Source organism: Leptospira montravelensis (assembly GCF_004770045.1).
GTDB lineage: Bacteria > Spirochaetota > Leptospiria > Leptospirales > Leptospiraceae > Leptospira_A > Leptospira_A montravelensis.
The window spans coordinates 495725-516696 of record NZ_RQFO01000017.1 but is presented as its reverse complement, the minus strand read 5'-3'; the positions used below and the strand labels follow the sequence as shown (position 1 = coordinate 516696).

General features: G+C 34.4%; 18 protein-coding genes. 11 read left to right on the top strand and 7 right to left on the bottom strand.

Translation table 11 applies throughout. The features are described from left to right. Window positions 1–92 precede the first annotated feature (92 nt). Window positions 93–1346, top strand: a complete 1254-nt coding sequence (locus EHQ31_RS16290) for a U32 family peptidase C-terminal domain-containing protein (RefSeq protein ID WP_135572019.1) — start codon at window positions 93–95, stop codon at window positions 1344–1346. Window positions 1347–1589: 243 nt separating this feature from the next. Continuing rightward, a complete protein-coding gene (locus tag EHQ31_RS16285; protein WP_135573998.1) occupies window positions 1590–2435 on the top strand; it encodes a DUF4349 domain-containing protein in 846 nt (281 codons plus the stop codon). A 77-nt stretch (window positions 2436–2512) separates the two neighbouring features. Here EHQ31_RS16285 and EHQ31_RS16280 read toward each other — a convergent pair whose 3' ends face one another. Both EHQ31_RS16280 and EHQ31_RS16275 read right to left on the bottom strand, forming a co-directional pair. Next, window positions 2513–2947 (bottom strand): hypothetical protein, encoded by a 435-nt coding sequence (locus EHQ31_RS16280; protein ID WP_135572017.1) that lies wholly within the window; start codon window positions 2945–2947, stop codon window positions 2513–2515. Window positions 2948–3071: 124 nt separating this feature from the next. Then, on the bottom strand, window positions 3072–3530 hold the full coding sequence (locus EHQ31_RS16275; protein ID WP_135572015.1) for a hypothetical protein: 459 nt from the start codon (window positions 3528–3530) through the stop codon (window positions 3072–3074). Window positions 3531–3778: 248 nt separating this feature from the next. Between EHQ31_RS16275 and EHQ31_RS16270 the strand changes: the two genes are divergently transcribed. From EHQ31_RS16270 to creD, 4 genes are all read left to right on the top strand, one after another. Beyond that, on the top strand, window positions 3779–5635 hold the full coding sequence (locus tag EHQ31_RS16270; protein ID WP_135572013.1) for a gamma-glutamyltransferase family protein: 1857 nt from the start codon (window positions 3779–3781) through the stop codon (window positions 5633–5635). A 10-nt stretch (window positions 5636–5645) separates the two neighbouring features. Further along, a complete protein-coding gene (locus tag EHQ31_RS16265; RefSeq protein WP_135572011.1) occupies window positions 5646–6314 on the top strand; it encodes a response regulator in 669 nt (222 codons plus the stop codon). A gap of 43 nt (window positions 6315–6357) precedes the next feature. Continuing rightward, window positions 6358–7758 carry a two-component system sensor histidine kinase CreC gene (gene creC / locus EHQ31_RS16260; protein ID WP_135572009.1) on the top strand — a complete coding sequence of 467 codons (1401 nt, stop codon included), beginning with the start codon at window positions 6358–6360 and terminating at the stop codon, window positions 7756–7758. Between the two features lie 74 nt (window positions 7759–7832). Then, window positions 7833–9161, top strand: coding sequence for a cell envelope integrity protein CreD (creD, locus tag EHQ31_RS16255; RefSeq protein ID WP_135572007.1), 1329 nt, complete (start codon window positions 7833–7835; stop codon window positions 9159–9161). 92 nt (window positions 9162–9253) lie between these two features. Here creD and EHQ31_RS16250 read toward each other — a convergent pair whose 3' ends face one another. From EHQ31_RS16250 to lsa14, 4 genes are read right to left on the bottom strand one after another with little or no spacing between them, the layout of a single operon-like run. Further along, the gene (locus tag EHQ31_RS16250; RefSeq protein ID WP_135572005.1) at window positions 9254–10243 is read right to left on the bottom strand and encodes a hypothetical protein; all 990 of its coding nucleotides are present in this window, start codon (window positions 10241–10243) and stop codon (window positions 9254–9256) included. Window positions 10244–10246: 3 nt separating this feature from the next. Then, window positions 10247–10582 (bottom strand): TRL domain-containing protein, encoded by a 336-nt coding sequence (locus EHQ31_RS16245; RefSeq protein WP_135572003.1) that lies wholly within the window; start codon window positions 10580–10582, stop codon window positions 10247–10249. A gap of 2 nt (window positions 10583–10584) precedes the next feature. Then, complete coding sequence (locus EHQ31_RS16240) at window positions 10585–10902, bottom strand: TRL-like family protein (RefSeq protein ID WP_135572001.1); 318 nt, start codon at window positions 10900–10902, stop codon at window positions 10585–10587. 12 nt (window positions 10903–10914) lie between these two features. Continuing rightward, on the bottom strand, window positions 10915–11304 hold the full coding sequence (gene lsa14 / locus EHQ31_RS16235; RefSeq protein ID WP_167481669.1) for an adhesin Lsa14: 390 nt from the start codon (window positions 11302–11304) through the stop codon (window positions 10915–10917). A 546-nt stretch (window positions 11305–11850) separates the two neighbouring features. Here lsa14 and EHQ31_RS16230 point away from each other — a divergent pair. Then, on the top strand, window positions 11851–13404 hold the full coding sequence (locus EHQ31_RS16230) for a methyl-accepting chemotaxis protein (protein WP_135571997.1): 1554 nt from the start codon (window positions 11851–11853) through the stop codon (window positions 13402–13404). 143 nt (window positions 13405–13547) lie between these two features. Then, window positions 13548–15071 (top strand): Omp85 family outer membrane protein, encoded by a 1524-nt coding sequence (gene omp85 / locus EHQ31_RS16225; protein WP_135571995.1) that lies wholly within the window; start codon window positions 13548–13550, stop codon window positions 15069–15071. Window position 15072: 1 nt separating this feature from the next. Here omp85 and EHQ31_RS16220 read toward each other — a convergent pair whose 3' ends face one another. Further along, entirely contained in the window at window positions 15073–15873 is an 801-nt protein-coding gene (locus tag EHQ31_RS16220) for an AraC family transcriptional regulator (protein ID WP_244247439.1), read from the bottom strand. 86 nt (window positions 15874–15959) lie between these two features. On the opposite strand from EHQ31_RS16220, the gene EHQ31_RS16215 reads away from it, so the two are divergent. From EHQ31_RS16215 to EHQ31_RS16200, 3 genes are all read left to right on the top strand, one after another. Next, window positions 15960–16412 (top strand): SRPBCC family protein, encoded by a 453-nt coding sequence (locus EHQ31_RS16215; RefSeq protein ID WP_135571991.1) that lies wholly within the window; start codon window positions 15960–15962, stop codon window positions 16410–16412. A 331-nt stretch (window positions 16413–16743) separates the two neighbouring features. Next, a complete protein-coding gene (locus EHQ31_RS16205) occupies window positions 16744–19482 on the top strand; it encodes an MASE1 domain-containing protein (RefSeq protein WP_135571989.1) in 2739 nt (912 codons plus the stop codon). Window positions 19483–19991: 509 nt separating this feature from the next. Continuing rightward, a complete protein-coding gene (locus EHQ31_RS16200) occupies window positions 19992–20963 on the top strand; it encodes a ribonucleotide-diphosphate reductase subunit beta (protein WP_135571987.1) in 972 nt (323 codons plus the stop codon). Window positions 20964–20972: the final 9 nt, after the last annotated feature.

The window sequence follows — 20972 nt, the reverse complement described above, 5'->3', positions numbered from 1 at the left end:
GTTTCCTTTTTTGAATTTAGAAACGATCTAAAAATCTTTTCATAGATTTTTCCTTTTGGGAAATCGGGATTCTTTTGGGATGGATTTAGGGTGTGTGCCAGATGAGAAAAATTCCAGAATTATTACTTCCTGCAGGAAATTTAGAAAAATTAGAAATTGCTTATCTATATGGTGCGGATGCCGCTTACTGCGGAGTTCCTAGGTTCTCTTTAAGAGCACGTGAAAATGATTTTACAATGGAGGCTTTGGAAAAGGGAGTCGCCCTTGCCAGACAACTTGGTAAAAAAATTTATTTTACAGTAAACAACATTCCAAGAAATTCCAAACTTCCTTCTTATCCTAAGTATTTGGATCAAATGGCTGCATTAAAACCAGATGCATTGATTATGGCTGATCCTGGATTGATTTTGATCACAAAAGAATCACATCCCGAACTTGATATTCATATTTCTGTCCAAACGAATACGATGAATTATGCGGCAGTTAAATTTTGGAAAAAATTTGGTGCCACTCGTGTGATTCTTTCTCGTGAAGTATCTATTTCGGAAATTGCTGAAATAAAAAATGAAGTTCCCGATATGGAAATTGAAGTGTTTGTCCATGGATCAATTTGTATTGCTCATAGTGGTCGTTGTTTTATGAGTAATTATTTTAAAAAACGAGATGCAAACCAAGGTTCTTGTAATAATGCATGTCGTGATTTGTACAAAGTGTATGTCACAAATCCCAAACAAAATGATGAACCTATGGAACTCATTACCGATGAAGAGGGAACTTTTTTAATGAATTCCAAAGACCTTCGTGCGATCGAATTTTTACAGGAGCTATGCGATGCTGGCGTTGATTCTTTGAAAGTAGAAGGTCGAACAAAAAATGATTATTATGTAGGAATGGTGGCTCGTAGTTATCGTCATACATTAGATAATATTGCACGAGGCGAAGGTTTTGATCGGAAGTGGTTAGAAGAATTGGATAAAGTTTCTTCACGAAAATATTTTTCTGGTTTTTTAAGCCGTGGGATGGAAGACAAAATTCCTGAAGAGGAAAGGAACTTTCAAAACAATGAATTTGGTACCAGTTTACAAATGAGCCAAAAGTATACAGGATTTGTAAAAGAATATAAACCGGATACGAAACGTATTGTCATTGAAGTAAAAAATAAAATTCAAAAAGGGGATTTGCTGGAAGTCATTACGTCGACAGACGCAAACCCCTCCACTTTCACAGTGGATCAAATTTTTTATAAACAAAATTCAGTAGAAGTGATTAGTGGTGGGATGGGAACTGTGGAGTTGGAAGTTCCTTTTGCCATTCCTTCTAGGTCGTTTTTAAGTAAAAAATTGTAGTATATTGTAATTAGATCCAATGCGAAAGGGATTGTAGCGTAAATCCTGCAATGCAATAGAAGTTAGGTGGATTGATTTGAAATGAAAAAAAATCCTTCTTTTGCTTTGCAGATTGCAGCGGAAAGCCCGGTCCAACACCATTTGGTGTTGGATTCGCCAGAAAACTTGAGAAACTTTTCTCTGAGAATTGTTATGTCTAAATAGAAACAAGTAGGGTCTTTTGTGAAAAAAATTTATATATTGATGGTCTTCATTCTTTTTGCCTTCCTTTTACAATGTGGCAAAGAATCAAACAGTGAATCTACGGCACCGGTCGAAGCGGAAATGCGTTCGTTGGACATGCCTATGGAAAAAAAAGTGTCGACTTCTGGTTCTCGTCTGGAAGACACCATCGAACAGCCATCAGTCGAAAATCAACTTGGCGAAGTATTTGTGCCCATTTTAAATAGTACAGAGCGATTGCTCGAATACCAAATTCAATTGAGTTATCAAACGCAAGACTTAATTAAAACGAGAAAAGATATCCTTGGTTTTATTTCCAAGTATGGTTATGTTGAAAATAGTTCTGCTGTGAATACAGACTCACCTTACATTAATTTACGAATTCATATAAAATCTGAAAAATTATACGAAGCATTGATGGAATTAGATACGTATGGAGTATTACTTAACGAAGATATATCAACTGTGGATCATACAGAAGGAATGGTTTGGCAAAAGATAAAATCAAACCGAGAAAAAATTCGATTAGTGAGACGATCGAATGCAAACAACCAAACCTTGGCAAATTCCAAAAATTGGCAAGTGATCGAAGAAGCAGTCACTGAGAGCGAAAATAATTTAGATAGTTCGGAACATGAAATTTGGAAAATAAAAGACAGAGTTAAATGGGCAACCTTAAATGTAAATTTTTCCACACCAATTCCTGCTGATAAAGTTCAAATTCCAACTTATAAAAATGCCTTCGTAGGAATTTTGAATTTATTTTTAGAACTAACTTACTATTTGATTTGGATGATTCCTTTTGTGGTAATTGCAGTTGTATTGTATTTTCCATTGAAAAAGATTTATGTTTATTTTAAAAAATAAACTAGAGAAAGGAAGGAAAGGAAGGAAAGGAAGGGACTAATTCTTTTAAAGAGGAGAGTCCTTTCCTTATCTTGATTTTACTGGTCACAACTTCCAGAAGATAGATTAAATTCCTTTTTTTCTTCTGGGTCTGTGATGGTTTTTCCATAATCACTTTGGAGTTTAAAACATCCCATTCTGTTTTGTTTACCTGCTTTTTGAAAACAATCACATACTGCAGAAATTTTTTCTTTTGTATTTAGATTGGTATTTGTTTCGGGAGTTCCGACTAATGATTGTTCGCATTTTTGAACAGACAAAAGATAGGATTCGTATGACTTAGATCCTTTTTTTAAATCCGAAACATGTTTTTCTCTTAATGATAAACATGATTTTTTATCTGCTGCATTCTCAGTTGTTTTGCCTTTTTTTAAGCAATCACAAAGTTCGTTTGCTTTGGTTTCGGGGTTTGCAAAGATCCCAAAGTGGAAAAATAAAAACAGGGCCAGAGTGAAAAATATTTTTGGTTTCATGCCAGCGATTGTACCTTTAAAAATGAAATGTCAATTCGTATTCCTATTGTTTATTTAAAGAACAGGATTCTTTTTGAAAAAAGAAAATAGCTTACTATTAATTTTCATAGTAAGCAAACGTTTCCTATTGTGAATTGGTTTGGTAACTTCTGATCCAAGATTCTGATTTTTCTGGGTCATCAAAAAAATGTTCTGTTTCCTTGCCAAATCTACTTTCATATTCATTAATTTTGTAACTATCATGATGACAATGAACGGCAGCGATACATTCGGTTCCGTTTTCAGATGTTAGTTTTAAGTTTTTAGCTTCTTCAAATAAATCTAAGTAACCAATGCGCCAATTGTATTTACTTAAAAGTAAAGGGATAATATCTCTATATGATTTGTGTGCAGACACAGTTGCAGGATTTAATCCGTAGAAATTCACAAAGATTTTAAATTTTGTTCCGTTCGGAATTTCTGCAAAAGTTTTTTCTAAACTTTCTTTCCACTTGGATACTTCTGTTTCTGTCACTGCACCAGAGATACGAGTTGTAATTAACGCAGTATCTTTTTCCCAATTAGTATAAATTTCATGATTCATACTTTTTGGACTTAATTAGTAGTAACTAGGTTTTAAAAAAGATTTTTGACAGAAGTTTGGAATTGTAGCTGAAGCCACTGGACTCTCAATCGGACGGAAAAGGAAAACAGAAGAGTTGTTTTCTCCTACGCAATATTAAACATCAATATTATTAAAGTGATTACCAACTGGTTTTAGTTGTAAAAAATGGTTCGACATAGAATTAAAATTTTACATAGTTTTTATCAAATCGTTGTTTTGAGGGTTCTATGGCCAATTTCTTTAAGTTTTTATGCACTTTTTTTACGTTTCTTTTTTTGTTTCAATGTTTAGGAAGTCGTAGACCACTCGTTCCCTCTTATGTAGATCCGCAAGGTAGTTTGCGTGAAGTTGCTCTTGGAAAAAAGTATATGGTAGCGACAGGGAATCCACTGGCAACGAAGGTCGCAATCAAGGTTTTAGAAAGTGGAGGAAATGCAGTTGATGCAGCAGTGGCCGCATTGCTTGTGTTAAATGTCACTAATGGCGAAGCAGCCAGTTTTCCATCGGTTGCTCCCACTTTAGTTTATGATCAAAAAACAGGACAAGTAAAAAGTTATATAGGTGCTGGAACGGCACCAAAAAAAGCAACCATCGAATGGTTTAAAGAAAACGGTTATGATGTGATGCCTAAAAATTCTATATTAAGTCAATTATTGCCAGCCTCGCCAGATGTCATCGTACGACTGTTACAAGATCATGGAACAAAATCTTTTTCTGAATTAGTGCAACCGGCTATTGCGGTTGCAGAAGAAGGTTTTCCTGCAAATCGGATCTTGGTGAAAAACTTAGACTTACCTTTATACAAACGATTGGGATTTACAATCATCATGCCTTATAATTCCGAAGTGTATTTGGAAAAAAAATGGTGGTATGGAATTCGCGAAGGAGAACTAACCAAACGATCAGATCTTGCAAAAACTTGGCGTTCTATGGCTAATGAAGAAGTTGAATCTCTCAAAAAAGGAAAATCGAGAAAACAAGCATTAGAATCTGTAAGAGATTATTTCTACAAAGGTCCTGTGTCTGATGCTATCGTAAAATTACATTCAGAAAAAAATGGACTTTTTACAAAGGAAGATTTAGCATCTTACACTGGTGGTTGGGAGAAACCAGTTACCGGGGAATTTGGGGAATATAAAATTTTATCCAACCAAACATGGACACAAGGGCCTGTAGTTCCAATGGTTTTACAGCTGCTAGATGGTATTAACTTGAAAGCGATGGGTCACAACTCGCCAGAATACATTCACACTGTATCGCAGGCGATTGAACTCGTTATATCCGATAGAGAAAAATACTTTGGCGACCCTAAATTTTTAGATGTTCCTTTGGAAGGATTACTTTCGAAAAAGTATGCTAGTGTCAGAAGAATGTTAATTCAAAAGGATGCCTTTGGAATGACTCCTCCTTTTGGTAATCCTTGGATGTTTGATTCCAAAAAAACAACGTCTTCGAATCTACAACCAAATGAAACCAAAGACCAAACTGTGAGTGAAATTAAGTATGGAAAAGATACAACTTATTTGAGTATCATTGATCCAGCAGGAAATGCAGTATCTCTCACTCCAAGTGATTTTCCACAATCACCTATGGTTCCAGGAACGGGATTAACATTGGGTATACGGATGACTCAGTTTCGATTGGATCCAAACCATCCATCTTCTCTTGCACCTGGGAAACGACCACGAATCACTCCGAATCCTGGTATGGTTTTAAAAAAAGGAAAGTTATGGATGAGTTTTGGAACTCCCGGGGGAGATGTACAAAGCCAGGCGATGATCCAATTTTTTTTGAATGTCATTGTTTTTGGAATGGATCCACAAAAAGCAGTGGAGGCACCTAGATTTCGTTCGGTGAACTGGCCTGATAGTTTTTCACCCCATACATACCGACCAGGTGGAATTGAATTAGAAGAGTCTCTTTATAATTCAGTATCGGATTCTCTGAAAGCAAAAGGATATAAGGTTTATAAAAAAGGTCATTTAGATAATGATTTTGGTGCCGTATGTGCTGTGTTAAATGAAGATAAAAGGCTAATCGGTGTTGCTGACCCTAGAGAAGAGTCTTGGGCGGAAGGAAAATAGATTTTAAAAAATGACAAAAATACTTCTGATTGAGGATGAACCGGGAATTCAGGAAACCATTCAAATCACCTTGGAGTCAGAAGGATTTTTTGTATTTTTAGCATCCACGGGGAAACAAGGTTTGTTACTCCTCTCCAATGATATATCTTTGATTATTCTAGATATTGGATTACCTGACCAAAATGGATTTGAAGTATTAAAAGAAATTCGGAAATCCTTTCAAACGCCTGTTATATTTCTTACTGCAAGAAATACTGAGATAGATAAAGTATTGGGTTTGGAAATTGGAGCTGACGATTATATTGTCAAACCTTTTAGTCCCAGAGAACTTTTGGCAAGGATACGGGCTATATTGCGAAGAACATTGCCTACTCAGCTTATAGAAAATTCAAAATTTAAAATTTCATTGGATAAAAAGTTAGTTTATTTGAATGGAAAATCATTAAACCTATCTCCTTACGAATACAAAACGTTGGAATTGTTTTTTAAATGGCCAGGTCGAATTTTTACAAGAGAAGAAATTATGGACAATGTTTGGACAGAACCGGAAGATAGTTTCGACCGCGCAGTGGATACAGTAATTAAAAACATCCGCGCTAGATTTAAAGAATTGGAACCAGACTTCGATCCCATTGAAACAAGAAGGGGACAAGGTTATGGATTAAAGGAAAAGATATGAACCTTTGGATTCGAATCATCATTAGTTTTTTTTTATCTTAAGCATTGGTTTTTATTATTTAATCGATAAAACAGAAGATTCAATACGGCCTCGTTATATGGAAACTGTCGAGGAATCTTTAAACGATACAGCTCATATTTTGTCTGCAATTGTAGAAGAACAATTGAAACATAATCCACGAGCGTTTACAAAGTTCCAAACAACGTTAGACTCCCTATTTTCTCCAGTTTTTGAAAATACTAACAGACGATCTTTTAATGCAAAAATATATTCCCTTCTAAAAACGAATACTGATATTCAAGTTTATATTACGGATGAAAAAGGAATTGTCATTTATGATTCGGAAGTTTACCGCAAAGGTCTCGACTATTCAAAGTTTAATGATGTTTATTTGACTCTACAAGGAAAGTATGGAGCAAGATCCAGTAAACTTCTGGATAAGGAAGGAGAGGGAGCATTATTTGTAGCTTCACCCATTCGATTCAATAATCAAATCGTTGGAGTGCTTACTGTAATTAAACCCAAAACAGGTGTGATTCCTTTCATTGAGGAAGCAAAAAGAAAGTTTTGGCGTATTTCACTTCTTGTGGCCTCTGCGATTGCTATTTTATTTAGTTTGTTAGCGTATTTATTTTTTCGTCCCATTTTAAGTCTTTCTCAATATGTTTCGTCTCTTCGGAAAAAAGAGAAGGTAGTATTTCCCAAAATTGGGATTCGTGAGTTAAATGAATTAGGTAAAGAAGTGGATTTACTTGTAGAAGAAATTGAAGGAAAAAAATATATAGAATCGTATGTACAAACCTTAACACATGAAATCAAAAGTCCTCTTTCCTCCATATTAGCTTCTGTAGAACTTTTACAATCTCATCCAAACGAATCTATCAGACTTACCAAAAATATTCACGAGGAAGCTAAACGAATACAAAATCTCATTGAACAAATGTTAGAACTTTCTTCATTAGAAGGTAAAAAATCTATCTCTTTGGATGATAATGTTCTATTGTATGATTTGGTTCAGGAAGTTTTAATAAATTTCAAATCAGAAATGGAATGGAAGGCTGTAAAGATTTTTGTAAAATGTGAAAATAGTAAGTGGGAGCTAAAAGGAAATCGTAATTATTTATATTTGGCTATCGAAAACTTAATCAGAAACTCCATCGATTTTGCCAATAAAAACGATGTCATTAATATCGATATCCAGGAAGAAATGGAAGGTTTCATTAGGTTTTCTGTTTTGGACGAAGGTCAAAGGATTCCTGACTATGCTTTGGAGAGAGTTACCGAAAAATTTTATTCATTGCCAAGACCAACTAACAATCGTAAAAGTTCTGGTTTGGGTCTAAGTATTGTAAGTCAAATTGTGGATTTACATGGTGGTAGATTGGAAATCAAAAATCGTGAACCTCGTGGAGTATCTGTATCGATAAGTTTTCCAAAAACTTAAATCCTCACAGAATCCTCACATTTAGAACATAAAAGACTCACGTAAAGATTCTATCATAAGGATAGGAGATTTTTATGAGTAAACTACAAACATCTGTCAACCTTATGCTGGCCATCCTTGGTGGTATGGTTTTATTATTTATCATTCCATTGGCAATGATAGGTTCTCTAATTGAGGAAAGAAATTCGGCTAGAAATGAAGCTGCAATTGAAGTTGGAGAAAAATGGGGAACAAATCAAACAATTGTTGGTCCTATTTTAATGGTACCTTATAACGTAAGGATTCCAAAATCAGGTTCCACAAAAGAAAAAGATAAATGGGATTATATTACCGATTACGCTTATTTTTTACCTGATGAATTGGAATCTGTTGTGGATATGAGAACAGAACTTCGGAAAAGAAGTATCTATGAAATTCCATTATACACTAGTAAGGTGAAGATTGTTGGAAAATTTTCACCGATTTCTTCTACTGATTTTCCAAATGATACAACATATATCTATTGGGATGATTCAAGATTGATACTCTCTGTTTCTGATTTGAAGGGACTTGGTGGAGAAATGAAACTGTCCATGTCTGGAAAAGAAAAGAAATTTTTGCCTGGAACTAAATCTTCTCATTTACCATCTGGTCTCAATGTTCCTATTATCATGACAGATTCTGGAAACTCTCTTCCATTTGAAATCCAACTAGAAGTGAAAGGATCCGAATCTTTTTCAGTGATTCCCATTGGAAAAAAATCTAAATTATATATGAGTTCTGATTGGAAAGATCCATCCTTTAATGGAAATCTTTTACCAAAAGATCGAACCATACAAGAAGATGGGTTTTCTGCTGTATGGGAATCTTCTTATTTTGGCAGATCCTATCCGCAAGTGATCCATTCACTGGATGATTCCATTTTAAATACAATTTTGAATTCAGGTTTTGGAGTGAGTCTTGTGATTCCTGTGGATCATTATTTAAAGATGGAAAGGTCTGTAAAATACGGATTACTTTTGATTGTTACAAGTTTTGCATTATTTTTCCTAATGGAAGTGTTTGGTGGAGTTTTGTTACATCCAATCCAATACATTTTGATTGGTTCGGCTATGGTTTTGTTTTACATTCTGAATTTATCTTTTTCTGAACATTTTGGTTTTTTATTAGCATACATTGTATCAAGTGCCGCAGTGACTGGACTCATTGGGTATTACGCAATCAGTGTGTTAAAAAATAAGAAAAAGGGAATTATTACGGCTTCCTATTATTTGGGTTTGTATTCGTTTTTATATGTAATTTTAGCATCCGAAGAACAAGCGTTACTTTTGGGATCATTAGCACTTTTTTCTATTCTTGCAGCTGTGATGCATTTTACTCGTAAGGTTGATTGGTATCAGTTCGGTTTGAAAAAAGAAGTCTAAGGAAATATAAATGAAAACAATTATCAATATTGGATAATTTGTTTAAATCAGTAAACCTAACAGAGAAATACACCTCTGTTAGGTTTTTTTAATTACTCGCCAAAACTTTTGGAAAATTCAAAAGTTAAATTGATTGAACCGAAGTCCATCCTTTGTTTTTGGGAACCTTCTAAAGTAGAATACAGTAATGTAGATTGAAGATCTCCATCTAAAAAAAGAAGATATTTTTTGTATTTTACGTCATATCTTTCAATTGTATAACCCCATTTTGTTGCAAACCAAGAAGAAAATCGAAATACAAAGTCTAAGGTAGTTTTTTCTCCCGTATAACTGACAAGGCCTTTTGATAAATCATAGTAGCCAAACAATAAACTTTCATTTCTATCACTTACTAAAATGATATCAACTCTTGATCTAGTGTCATTTCCTGAGAGATTATAAAATTGTTTACCTATATGGATTTCAAACCAACGTAATGGTTTGATTTCAATATGAATTCCAGGCACAGTACCTCTCACATTCATACTGAATTCTCTATTTCTAGGTCCTATTAGTGGCGGGAAAAGATCGAATAACACATAGTTATTTTTTGTAGTTTGTTCAATATCCACCTGTCTCAAACTAACTCCAATATTAAAATTTGGAGATAAAGGATGAAAATAGGCTGCCCCTAAACTAACATAGTCCTCTTTGAATTGCAGAGACCTTTGATCATTTTTACTTGATTTTAAATTTACTAATGATCGGCTTTCGTAAAAGACTCGAAACTTATCCATATAACGATATTCTAGTTCGTGTTGAATGGAAACGGCGTTATAACCATTGGTTTTTGAAAACGCCCTAACCGCCGAATTAGCATCATAACCATTTACTAATAGTGAATTAAAACTTTCATAACGTAAGTAATCCATAACCGGAAAGTTGATTCCGCCATAACCCTCATTGCGCCGAAGGTATACTCTATGTTTGTCTGGTTCCCTTACTTTTGGTAATTCATGTGTTGAATCAAAGTCCTTAGAAAAAATACTGCTAGAATACAAACAGGAAATCCACAGAACAGTAGTTAGTATCTTATGCGACACGATTTATTCTCCCCATACAATCACACATTCGCGATAAAAAATACCGAATGGTAGAATGGTCAGAGATTCCCTATCGATAACAGCTATCTTTTGGATATTTGCATGTTGGGATGCTTCTTCAATGGAGTTTCCTGGGCCATAAAAGAAAAAATTGACAATAAATCCCGAGAAACTGCATGACTTTCCATTTTTCTCTAGTTTAGCAGAGGTTATCATGTTTCCTGTTGCGTCACCGTTTATATGTTGCGTAGTGTACGTGAAATAATAACCCGGTAGTGGAGTTGTTACACAGTTGGATAATATTAATAAACTTAAAATAGTAAGGTATATAGATTTCATGATTATTCTCCGTATACGATAGTGCAGTAAGACCGATATACACCCGTTAAAAATGATATTGTGGAATGGTCGATTGTAGCAATCTTGATAATTCCGTTTTTATTTGCCACTGAACCTGCACCTGCATCGCCGAAACTAAAAAGATATAAAACTGTAAACTGACAGCCTCGACCTTCTTTTGTGGCCTTAACATTATTTTCAGGATTAAACGTTCCAGGAAATTTGGTTGATGTTACTATATAACCGTGAGTTGGTCCAATGGCACAGTTTGTGACTAGAAAAAAGCTGAAGAGAAAGATAAAGATAAGATTGATTTTCATATTTAATACCGTTTATGATCCTTTAACTATTGTACAAAATCTATGGTAAATAATACCCATGAAAATTCCGAATTGCTCATAATCTAAATATGCAACTTTTGTAATGTTGCCTGCTCTCTTTGCAGCTTCTATGGATGAATTTCCCGAAGAAAACAAATGTAATACTGATTGACTACAACTTCTTCCTTCGGAGGTACCTTCGGCATTTAAACCGATGGGCCCAGGAACGTATGTTTTGTGATAGATAAATCCACCTTTTAGAAATATAGATGGTGTTGCGTATTCCCTTGTTGGATTTGTATTTGAATTCGGAGCATAAGTAGAATGTATCGACGCGCCTGTACAGTTAAAGGAAAATAGAATCAAATTCAGTAATATAACAATAATTATATTTTTTTTCACATAGTTCTCCAGATGATTTTCTGACAGTAGTTATCTTATTGTAATTTATGTCAACCGAGTCGAAGTTTTTTTGATAAAAAACTAACAAGAATACTGTGGTGAATTAGGAAAATCTATAATATTATACAAATCTAATGCTGTTATTTTTGTAGTATTTTAGGCTAATGACCGTATTGTGATGAATTTTCGTTTGTTAGGTTTTTTAAAATTCTAAATTTTGATAAATTTTTCTATTTAATTTGAGGTTCGGAGCTAACTTTTCATGATCCTTTGTATGCAAAAATTACCGAAGGAAAATAGGTTTTTTTTACAAAACTTTTACCTTCCTTTCGTCTCATAGGTTTTGAATGGATTGGATTTTAATGTCCTTCGTTCATTGATTTAGGAATGGACACGATTTTTGTTCCTGGAAACGCCTGGCAGTCGGATTTGAGCCGAGTTTCTATTTTAGAATCTTTCTAGTCACCTTTAGGACGTTTCTTGCCAAACCATCCATTTTCTAAAGAATGGCATTTTAATTAACCTAAGTAATAAAGAAGGTTCTGTTTGTTCGCTAAAATTTTTGCCCCAAATAAAGTGATGACCATTTCCGACGACCTTTTCACGGAAGTGATGTTACGGAACAACAAACGTATGTTCATGTCATTTCTTTCTATCCTCGCTCTTGCAAATGTCGCGACATTATCCATCAAAATAGCAGGGAAAGGGTCTGATTATTTAACATATCAGAGTATATTGGTAGAATTTGTCCTAGCCACTACCATTTTAGTTGTTGGATATTTACTCTCTAGTCGATTAAAAACGCATTGGTCTTCCAGTTATATCTCAATTACGGGTGTTACATTATGTTTACTTGTTTTCCAGTATGTGATTTACGGTGCGACTGAACTAGCCGCAACATTTTATATTTCTTTCGTTCTCAGTGTTTTATATTTTAATCGAAATGCTTCCATCTATAACTTTATATTAATTATCGTTTCTGAAATCCTTTTGTTTTCATTCAGGCCAGAACTGATTCCTGGTGGACCTAAAAGTAATATCATTGTTAGGTTTTTAATCTTTGTATGGGTAGGAATTGGAGCAACAGTAGGGGCTACTGCGACAAGAAATCTTCTGAACTTAGCTGTTGAAAAACAAAAAGAAGCAAAGAAAGCCTTAGAAAATTTGATGAATATGGCAAAAACTATTCTTAAAACCATTGATCTAATGAAAGAACAGATTAAAAATCAGGACACAATATCGGATGAATTGAAACATATCTCTGAACACCAGGCTTCCTCTCTTTCTGAAATTTCGTCATCTTTAATGGAGTTGTCATCAAAAGCAGATTCAAACAATAAAATCGCCAAATCATTGTACAACGAATCAGAAGTTTCTATTAAATCAGTAAATGACCTTAAAACAATCAATGAAACCGTTCAAACTGGAACTGGGAGAATATATAAAAATTTAGATGTAGTCATGAGTTATTCGAATGATACATCTGAACATATCCATCTTTCTATTGATAAGTTCAATATTCTACAAGAGAAAAGTACAGAAATTTCTGAGTTTGTTTCTGTGATTAACGATATTGCTGATAAAGTAAATTTGTTATCTTTAAACGCAGCCATTGAGGCAGCAAGGGCAGGAGAACACGGTAGAGGATTTGCTGTGGTAGCGGAAGAAATTTCAAAGTTAGCTGATGCAACAACTAGGAATTCAAAAGAAATTTCTAAAATCATTCAAGAAAATCTTTCATTGATTGATGAAAGTAGCGAACTTATCCACCGATCATCTGACCTAATGGGAAAATTGGACTCTGCCATTGGGATCATCAAAAACGAAATCACCGGCGTTGGATCCAAAATTGTAGAAATTGATAAAGCCATTGAAACGATCGACAACCTAAATACCAGGATTTACGAAACAAGTAAAACGATCGAAAATTCTACGAATTTCCAAAAGATTGCAACTGAAGAGTCTACGAAAATTACGGCGGATATATCCGAATACGCTGCCAACATAGTCGAAATTTCCAAACAAATTTCGGATAGTAGCAAATCTACGGGAGGAATCATTGTTCAGCTTGATTCCTTGGCGAAAGAAATGACAAATTAACTGCCCTTTGGAATTTTCAAATCCGAGTTCGGGAAACCTTTTTTTAGATTTAACTTAGATAAAAAGTGAGTGGGAACTCATTTCCTAGTTGACCGATTCTTTTGGTTACGTAATGTCCATGAGTTGTGTACGTACTTAGGTCTATGAATCGAAATCGCAACCTTGTTCTTTTTTCCTTCCTTGTTTGTTTTTCAGTAATGACTCCGAATTTTCTTTTGGCACAGGAATATGTTCCCAGTGCCGGCTGTGAAAAAGATCCTCCGCCCAAAAATCTTCCCTTCCCTATGGATGTAAGCAAACAACTCTGTAAAAAAGACATTGAAGACAAAAGAGAAAGTTGGTATCTAACCGGGTTACCATTGATTAATTCTGACCCCAATGAAGGGATTGGATATGGGGCTCGTGCTTATGTATATGAAAATGGAAAAAAATCAGACTCACTTTTTTATTACACACCATATCGGATGCGAGTCTTTGCACAATATTTTAATACAAATAAAAATGCACAGTATCACCAAGTTAGTTTGGATATGCCATTCATTGCAGATACGCAATGGAGACTTCGAGCTGACCTGTTTTTAACAATTACTCCAACCACACTTTATTTTGGTATTGGGGAAGACACAATGAAACCTTTATCTTATTTGGATCGTAACCAACAAGATGGAAGACATATCATCAATGCAAGTTATATCGATCAGGAAAATAACCTAACTTACTATCGACCAGGAACTAGATCCGATCCAATTAGTTTCGGAGGTAAAACCTATTCCGGATTTCCATCAGCTCCTGGATATGTAGTCACAGATAAAATGTACAACCGTTATACGATAGAAACTCCTATGGCTACCACGAGTACGGAACGTTCGTTTGTGGGTGGAACAGTTAGACTTGTTGCAGGTCTAAAATTTTCTAACAATATTGTTAGAACCTATGACGGAAAATTAGCACGTGGTGTAGATCCTATCCTTGGTGGTGAACATACTGCCGACGTTCCTAATGGAAAAACACGCCTAACGGAAGACTATGAAGCAAAAAAAATAATTGGTTATAACGGTGGTTATGTTAATGCGCTTCGTGTTGGTCTTGTTTATGATACAAGAGATTTTGAGCCAGATCCTAACTCTGGAATTTTTGCTGAAGCTACTTATGAAAAACATACCAAGGCCATTGGATCTGATTATGATTATCAAAAATACTTTGCTCAAACAAAATTGTTTTGGAGTCCATTTCCAAAGGTATTTGATAAATTAGTCATTGCCAATCGATTTGGTTTGGGTGTCACCGAAGGTGAAGCACCATTTTATGAATATAGAAATATGTGGGGAACCGAAGGACTTGTGGGGGGACTTGGGGGTTTAAGAACCATTCGAGGATTCAAACAGGACCGATTTGTGGGACGCGCAATGGGTTGGGGAAATACAGAGGTTCGATGGAAATTTGCAGAAGCTAAATTCGGAGATGAATTTTTCGCATTTAACTTAGTTCCCTTTTTTGATTATGGTCGTGTATGGGACGACGAACATAAATTAGGTTGGAAAGGGTATGCTTATTCTCGCGGGATAGGTTTGCGAATCGCTTGGAACCAAGCCACCATCATCATGATTGATTATGCTAAATCCAGAGAAGATGAGCAGTTATTTGTCAACTTTAGCCATGTATTTTGAGTTAAATTATAGTTTTCAAATATTCTTCAGGACTTAATCCAATTGTATTTTTAAAATCTTTTATGAAATGTGCCTGATCGTAATATCCAAGATCTAAAGCCATTTCTGCAAATTGGATGGTTTTGTCCTTTTCCATTCGTTCTGCTACTTCTTGGATTCGGAATCGTTGGATGACCCATTTGGGGCTGACACCTACATACTGTTGAAATAGTCTTTGTAAATTTCGGAGACTAATTAAATAGAGTTCTGTGATTTGATTCACTGATTGGATACTCCTATCTTCTTTGATTTTATCTATGATCTTATTGATTAATAATATTTTTGGATCTTGTTCGGGCAGTATATTTTCTAACCAAGTTTCGATGATTTTTATTCTATTTTCCGCCTTCTCGGTTTCAAAAACTTTTGTTTCGAGAGAATGAATATCTGATATATTTAGATCTGCGATGGGTATGGTTTTATCTGTGAGAGTAGATATGTTCTTTTGGAAGAAAGGATAAAAACCTCCTGGCCTAAATTTGATTCCGAACACGGAACCTTTTCCTTGTAATAAAGTAGAAAACCTACCTTTTGTGACTCCAAATAATTTTGAATTACCTTTTTCGAATACAATGTGTACGCTGGGGTAAGGGAGAGTTTCTGCTAGATAAGGTTCTTCGTTCATTAAATCCCAACTAACAGTCCAATAGTGCTCAACAAAAAAATCTAATTTTTCATTCGCAAAAAAACGATTGTGATTAGTGATTTGGTTGGATTTTGTTTGGCGCAAAACTCCACGAGTTGATTTTCCTTTTTCCTTCACCACAGTAATTATTTATAGTTTTGTCGCTTTTTTACAATCCAAATCTTATCTTATTTGTTATCTTTCTTTTAGGAGTTACGAAAACAATGCAGACCACAAATCAATTGAATCATAATCTAACACTGAGTCTTACAAAAACCATTCCATCTAGTTTAGAACGTATTTGGGAGATTCTTACAACTCCTAAGTACATAAAGGAGTTTTTATATGGTACTGATGCTATTTCCGAATGGAAAGAAGGAAGTTCCCTTGTTTTTAAAGGAGTTTGGGAGGGAACTCCTTATGAGGAAAAAGGAATAATACTGACTTTCCAACCTCCTCAAATATTCAAGTATTCCTATTTCAGTGATTTTTTTGGGTTACCTGACCTGCCAGAAAACTACTCCATCATTGAAAATAGATTAACATTCGCAGACGGTTTGGTTTCTATCCATTTAACGCAATCGGGATTCACAGCAGAGGAAAGAAGAGACCATTCCATAGAAAGTTGGAAACAGTGTTTGGGCATAATCGAAGAAATTGCAAAAACCGTGAAATAAGCATTTAGTGATTTTATGAAAAAAATTAAAAGCTTTGCATCCAAGAGAGAGAGTTTATATATTTTTTTGTATGGGTTCTAATCAAATTACCGTTCAATCGATTATTGATGCTGACGAAAAGCATCTGTAGTTTTAGAAACTTATGGGGACAAAACAAAGGTGGCAGTGAGATTTGATCCGGAAATTAGAATCCCGAAGAGAAGCAGTTCAGAGGATGGCAAGCCATTTTAGACAATTTTAAAAAGTATATAGAAGCCAATAGATGATATTTTCTCAATTGGTTGTTGCCAATTCTCCTTTATTTTAGGGATTTTTTCGTCTTTATGTATGTATGTTTTCTGCGAATGCTTCCATTAAAAATTACATTCGAGAATTTTCACTCCAGGTTTTTGTATTCTTACTTTATTTCTTCGCAGGAAAACTAAGTCTAAACCTTTCCTCTATTGATGGATACAGTACGCCCGTTTGGCCTCCGGCAGGTCTCGCACTTGGATTTGTTTTATTATTCGGCAATCGCGTTTGGTTTGCACTTTTTCTTGGTGCGTATTTCACCAACACAACGCATCTCCCGACACTAGAAACTTTAGCTGAGTTTATCACTTCTGACCCACAAAATATTACAATTTCATTGGGAAATGCAACTTCAGCAGTAATTGGATCCTTTCTATTAAAAAGATATTCGAACACAAACTTGAATATCTTTCAGGCAAATGAGATTTCCCATTTTTTTGTTTTTGCGGGACCAGTAACAGCATTAGTTTCTTCCGTGATTGGAAGTTTATCTCTATTATATTTTAAAATCATTTATTTGGAATTTCTTTTTCAAACTTGGATCACTTGGTGGATGGGGGATACCATTGGAATTATCATTTTTACTCCTCTGATGATTTTAATTTATAAATGGTATAAGGGTGAAGAAAAACTTTTAAGATTAATTACATTTGCTTCAGCAACCATGAGTACTTTCATTTTTACATTATCGATATTCTTTTTAACTCGTAATTGGGAAAAAGAATTTATAAAATATCGAATCAAATCAGATGGTCAAATTACTGCTGCTGGTATAGAGAATCGATTATTAGATAATATAAAAGTTGTGAAAGGACTTGGTTCGTTTATTTCTTTAACAACTAACTTAAATCGTAAAAACTTTGATACTTTTTCTAAAGGTGTACTTGAAGAATCAGATAGTGTTACCACATTGTCCTGGAATCCTTGGGTTAAACATTCAGAACGTAATACAGCTGAGACAAAATTAAAAATCGATTATCCTGATTCGATTGGAATTTCAATACAAAAAAATCAAACCTTGATTTCTTCTCCCAAATATGAAGATTATGTTTATATTAAATATATATACCCATATTTGGAAAACAAAGATGCTATCGGATACAATTTACTTTCTGACTTAAAGAGAAAGGAGGCACTTTTTCGCGCGAGAGAGAAACAAGGTTTTGATATGACTGGCAAAATTAGTTTTGTACAAAGTAAGGATAAAGACTCTGGTTTTTTAGTTTTTTATCCAGTTTTGCGGTCCACTGGTGAGTATGGATTTGCAACAGCAGTGATCCGTATTTCGACAATCATAGATAAAGCACTAACCGGAAATGATCAGAATCATCTTTGTATAAAAATGGAAGAGATAAATAGTCCGTATCACCAAGAAATAATTTCAAAAAATTGTTCCGATATGGAAGAAAAGATTTTTTCTGATTATTACCATATACATCAGATGACAATTGGTTCACATCTTTTGAACATTAAAACAATTGCGACAAAAGAATATTTTCAAAGGAATCTTTCCAATGCATCACGATTATTGTTAATCATTTCGTCACTATTAACTGGATTACTTGGTATATTACTTCTTCTTGTTATGGGTAAAGAAAAAAGTATTCAAGATATCGTTGAAAAAAGAACTTTTGAATTGGAAAAAGCGAATCGAGTTAAATCTGAATTCTTAGCAAACATGAGCCATGAAATCCGTACTCCTATGAATGGTGTGTTGGGTATGTTGACACTTTTGGAACAAACCAATGTGGATGCGGAACAAAAAGACTACTTGGACAACGCTGAAAAATCTGTATTATCCCTCCTAACTATCATTAATGACATTTTAGATGTTTCAAAATTAGAAAACAAAAAATTAGAAATTATTCCAAAACCAACCAATATTTATAAGTTATGCAAAGATATTACTAACATATTTCTTGCTGATGCAAAGAAAAAGAATTTGGATTTGTCTATGACGGTGACTGGTTTGGAACCAAATTTATTCATTCTAGTGGATGGAAATCGACTTAGACAGATATTAATTAATCTAATTGCTAATGCAGTAAAATTCACATTCACTGGGTCTGTAAAATTGGATGTTCGATTCACTGAAGATAAGAAATTTATCGTATTTGATGTAAAAGATACAGGAATTGGAATTTCAGAAGATAATATTTCTAGATTATTTGACCGATTTGTGCAACTGGAAGACTCAAGGACTAAAAAATTTGAAGGTTCAGGGCTTGGGCTTTATATTTCAAAACAACTTATCAATTTAATGGGTGGGGAAATAAAGGTTTTTAGTGTTTTAGATGAAGGATCAACTTTTCAATTTTCTATCCCTTTTCAAGAAACAGAACAAAGGGAAGAACCGTTGGGTAAAGTGGATCCAACTTTGGTTAGTGCTGGAAAAAGTTTTCATATTTTGATCGCAGATGACAATTTGTTGAATCAAAAGTTTATGTTAAAAATTTTTCAAAAAGAAAATATTAATGTGAGTGTTGCATCCAATGGCCTTGAAGTCATACATATGTTAGATGATTCATTGTCTAACTTGGATAACCGCTTTGATATGATACTAATGGACATTCAAATGCCCGTACTTGATGGCTTGGAAGCAACTAAACTCATTAGGAAGCGAAATGATTCCTATCGAGAAATTCCGATAATTGCGATTACTGCAAATAGTATGGAATCTCAATTGCATGAATATTTGGAAAATGGTATGAATGATTGTGTTAAAAAACCAATTATACTTTCGGAGCTCCTCTCCGCTGTTTATAAAAATAAATTCTAATATTACCAAGGTGATCTTGTGATGAATGGTATAAGAAGTTAAAAAACGAAATTACTTCTCAATGTAAGTCAAACTCTCTCCTTTTTTTAAAGTTTATTGGTATCATTTTTTAAAAATTCCTTCGTTTTATTCCGTTGACAAAATATGTCTCCTTGGATTCCTTTAGATTCTATTCCGGGAGGAATGAGGTGAAATTCCTCAGCTGACGGCGCAACCGTAAATCCTTATCCATTTTGATAAGGAAAGTCGGATCTTCCCACAGGTGAATCGCCCGTAAACGATCATTTGTACCGAAATTTTTTTCAGGGCCCCGGACTATTTGCTACCGGGATACCCATACCTTATCCATCAACATATGGGGTTTGTATTCCGGGCTAAAGGAGATTTGGTCTTGGGAAATTACAACCATCCCGAATCTGTTTTTATCGGCAAACAAGCGTTTGTTGTTATGTTCATTGCGAATTTGAACAAATCAATATACAGGTAGATAAAAAACTTGGAGGAGTTGTATGGAATACAAATCAGAAGTATTATTAAAAGAAAATAAGGATCGTTTTGTGATCCTTCCGATTAGATTTCCCAAAATTTGGGAAATGTATAAGAAACAACAGGCATCTTTTTGGACAGCGGAAGAAATAGATTTAAGCAGTGATTTAGATGACTGGAATTCACTTACTGATAACGAAAGATTATTTTTGAGTTATATCTTGGCTTTCTTTGCGGCGAGTGACGGGATCGTGAACGAAAACTTAGCTATAAACTTTATGAGAGAAGTTCAACTTCCTGAAGTTAGGTGTTTTTATGGATTCCAGATTATGATGGAAAACATACATTCAGAAACATATTCGCTTTTAATCGATACATATATCAAAGATTCGATAGAAAAAGACCGTTTATTTCATTCTATTGAAACCATTCCAGCAGTACAAAAAAAATCAGAGTGGGCATTACGATGGATAGGCGAAGGAAACTTTTCTGAACGATTACTTGCTTTTGCTGCCGTAGAAGGAATTTTTTTTAGTGGAAGTTTTTGTGCAATTTTCTGGATGAAAAAAAGAGGACTTCTTCCTGGTCTTTGTTTTTCGAATGAACTAATTAGTCGAGATGAAGCATTGCATTGCGAATTTGCATGTATTCTTTTTAAATTGTTAAACGAAAAACCAAGTGCTGAACGTGTGTATGAAATATTTTCTGATGCTGTTAATATTGAAAAGGAATTTATCACCGAATCTTTGTCAGTCGATCTTATTGGTATGAATGCAAAATTAATGCAACAATATATTGAATTTGTGGCAGATCGTTGGCTCATTGAACTTGGTTTTGATAAACTATATAATTCCACAAATCCTTTTGATTTTATGGAAATGATATCCTTACAAGGGAAAACTAACTTTTTCGAGAAACGCGTAGGTGATTACCAGAAGGCTGGCGTTCTCAATTCAGATCGCGGTTCTAAATTTTCATTAAATGAAGATTTTTAAATATTAAAG

Coding starts and splice junctions, on each gene's coding strand:
- EHQ31_RS16240 (WP_135572001.1), bottom strand. CDS start 10,902: ATGAAAATCAATCTTATCTTTATCTTTCTCTTCAGCTTTTTTCTAGTC.
- EHQ31_RS16280 (WP_135572017.1), bottom strand. CDS start 2,947: ATGAAACCAAAAATATTTTTCACTCTGGCCCTGTTTTTATTTTTCCAC.
- EHQ31_RS16215 (WP_135571991.1), top strand. CDS start 15,960: ATGCAGACCACAAATCAATTGAATCATAATCTAACACTGAGTCTTACA.
- EHQ31_RS16275 (WP_135572015.1), bottom strand. CDS start 3,530: ATGAATCATGAAATTTATACTAATTGGGAAAAAGATACTGCGTTAATT.
- EHQ31_RS16265 (WP_135572011.1), top strand. CDS start 5,646: ATGACAAAAATACTTCTGATTGAGGATGAACCGGGAATTCAGGAAACC.
- omp85 (WP_135571995.1), top strand. CDS start 13,548: ATGAATCGAAATCGCAACCTTGTTCTTTTTTCCTTCCTTGTTTGTTTT.
- EHQ31_RS16270 (WP_135572013.1), top strand. CDS start 3,779: ATGGCCAATTTCTTTAAGTTTTTATGCACTTTTTTTACGTTTCTTTTT.
- EHQ31_RS16205 (WP_135571989.1), top strand. CDS start 16,744: ATGTTTTCTGCGAATGCTTCCATTAAAAATTACATTCGAGAATTTTCA.
- EHQ31_RS16200 (WP_135571987.1), top strand. CDS start 19,992: ATGGAATACAAATCAGAAGTATTATTAAAAGAAAATAAGGATCGTTTT.
- EHQ31_RS16285 (WP_135573998.1), top strand. CDS start 1,590: ATGGTCTTCATTCTTTTTGCCTTCCTTTTACAATGTGGCAAAGAATCA.
- EHQ31_RS16245 (WP_135572003.1), bottom strand. CDS start 10,582: ATGAAATCTATATACCTTACTATTTTAAGTTTATTAATATTATCCAAC.
- creD (WP_135572007.1), top strand. CDS start 7,833: ATGAGTAAACTACAAACATCTGTCAACCTTATGCTGGCCATCCTTGGT.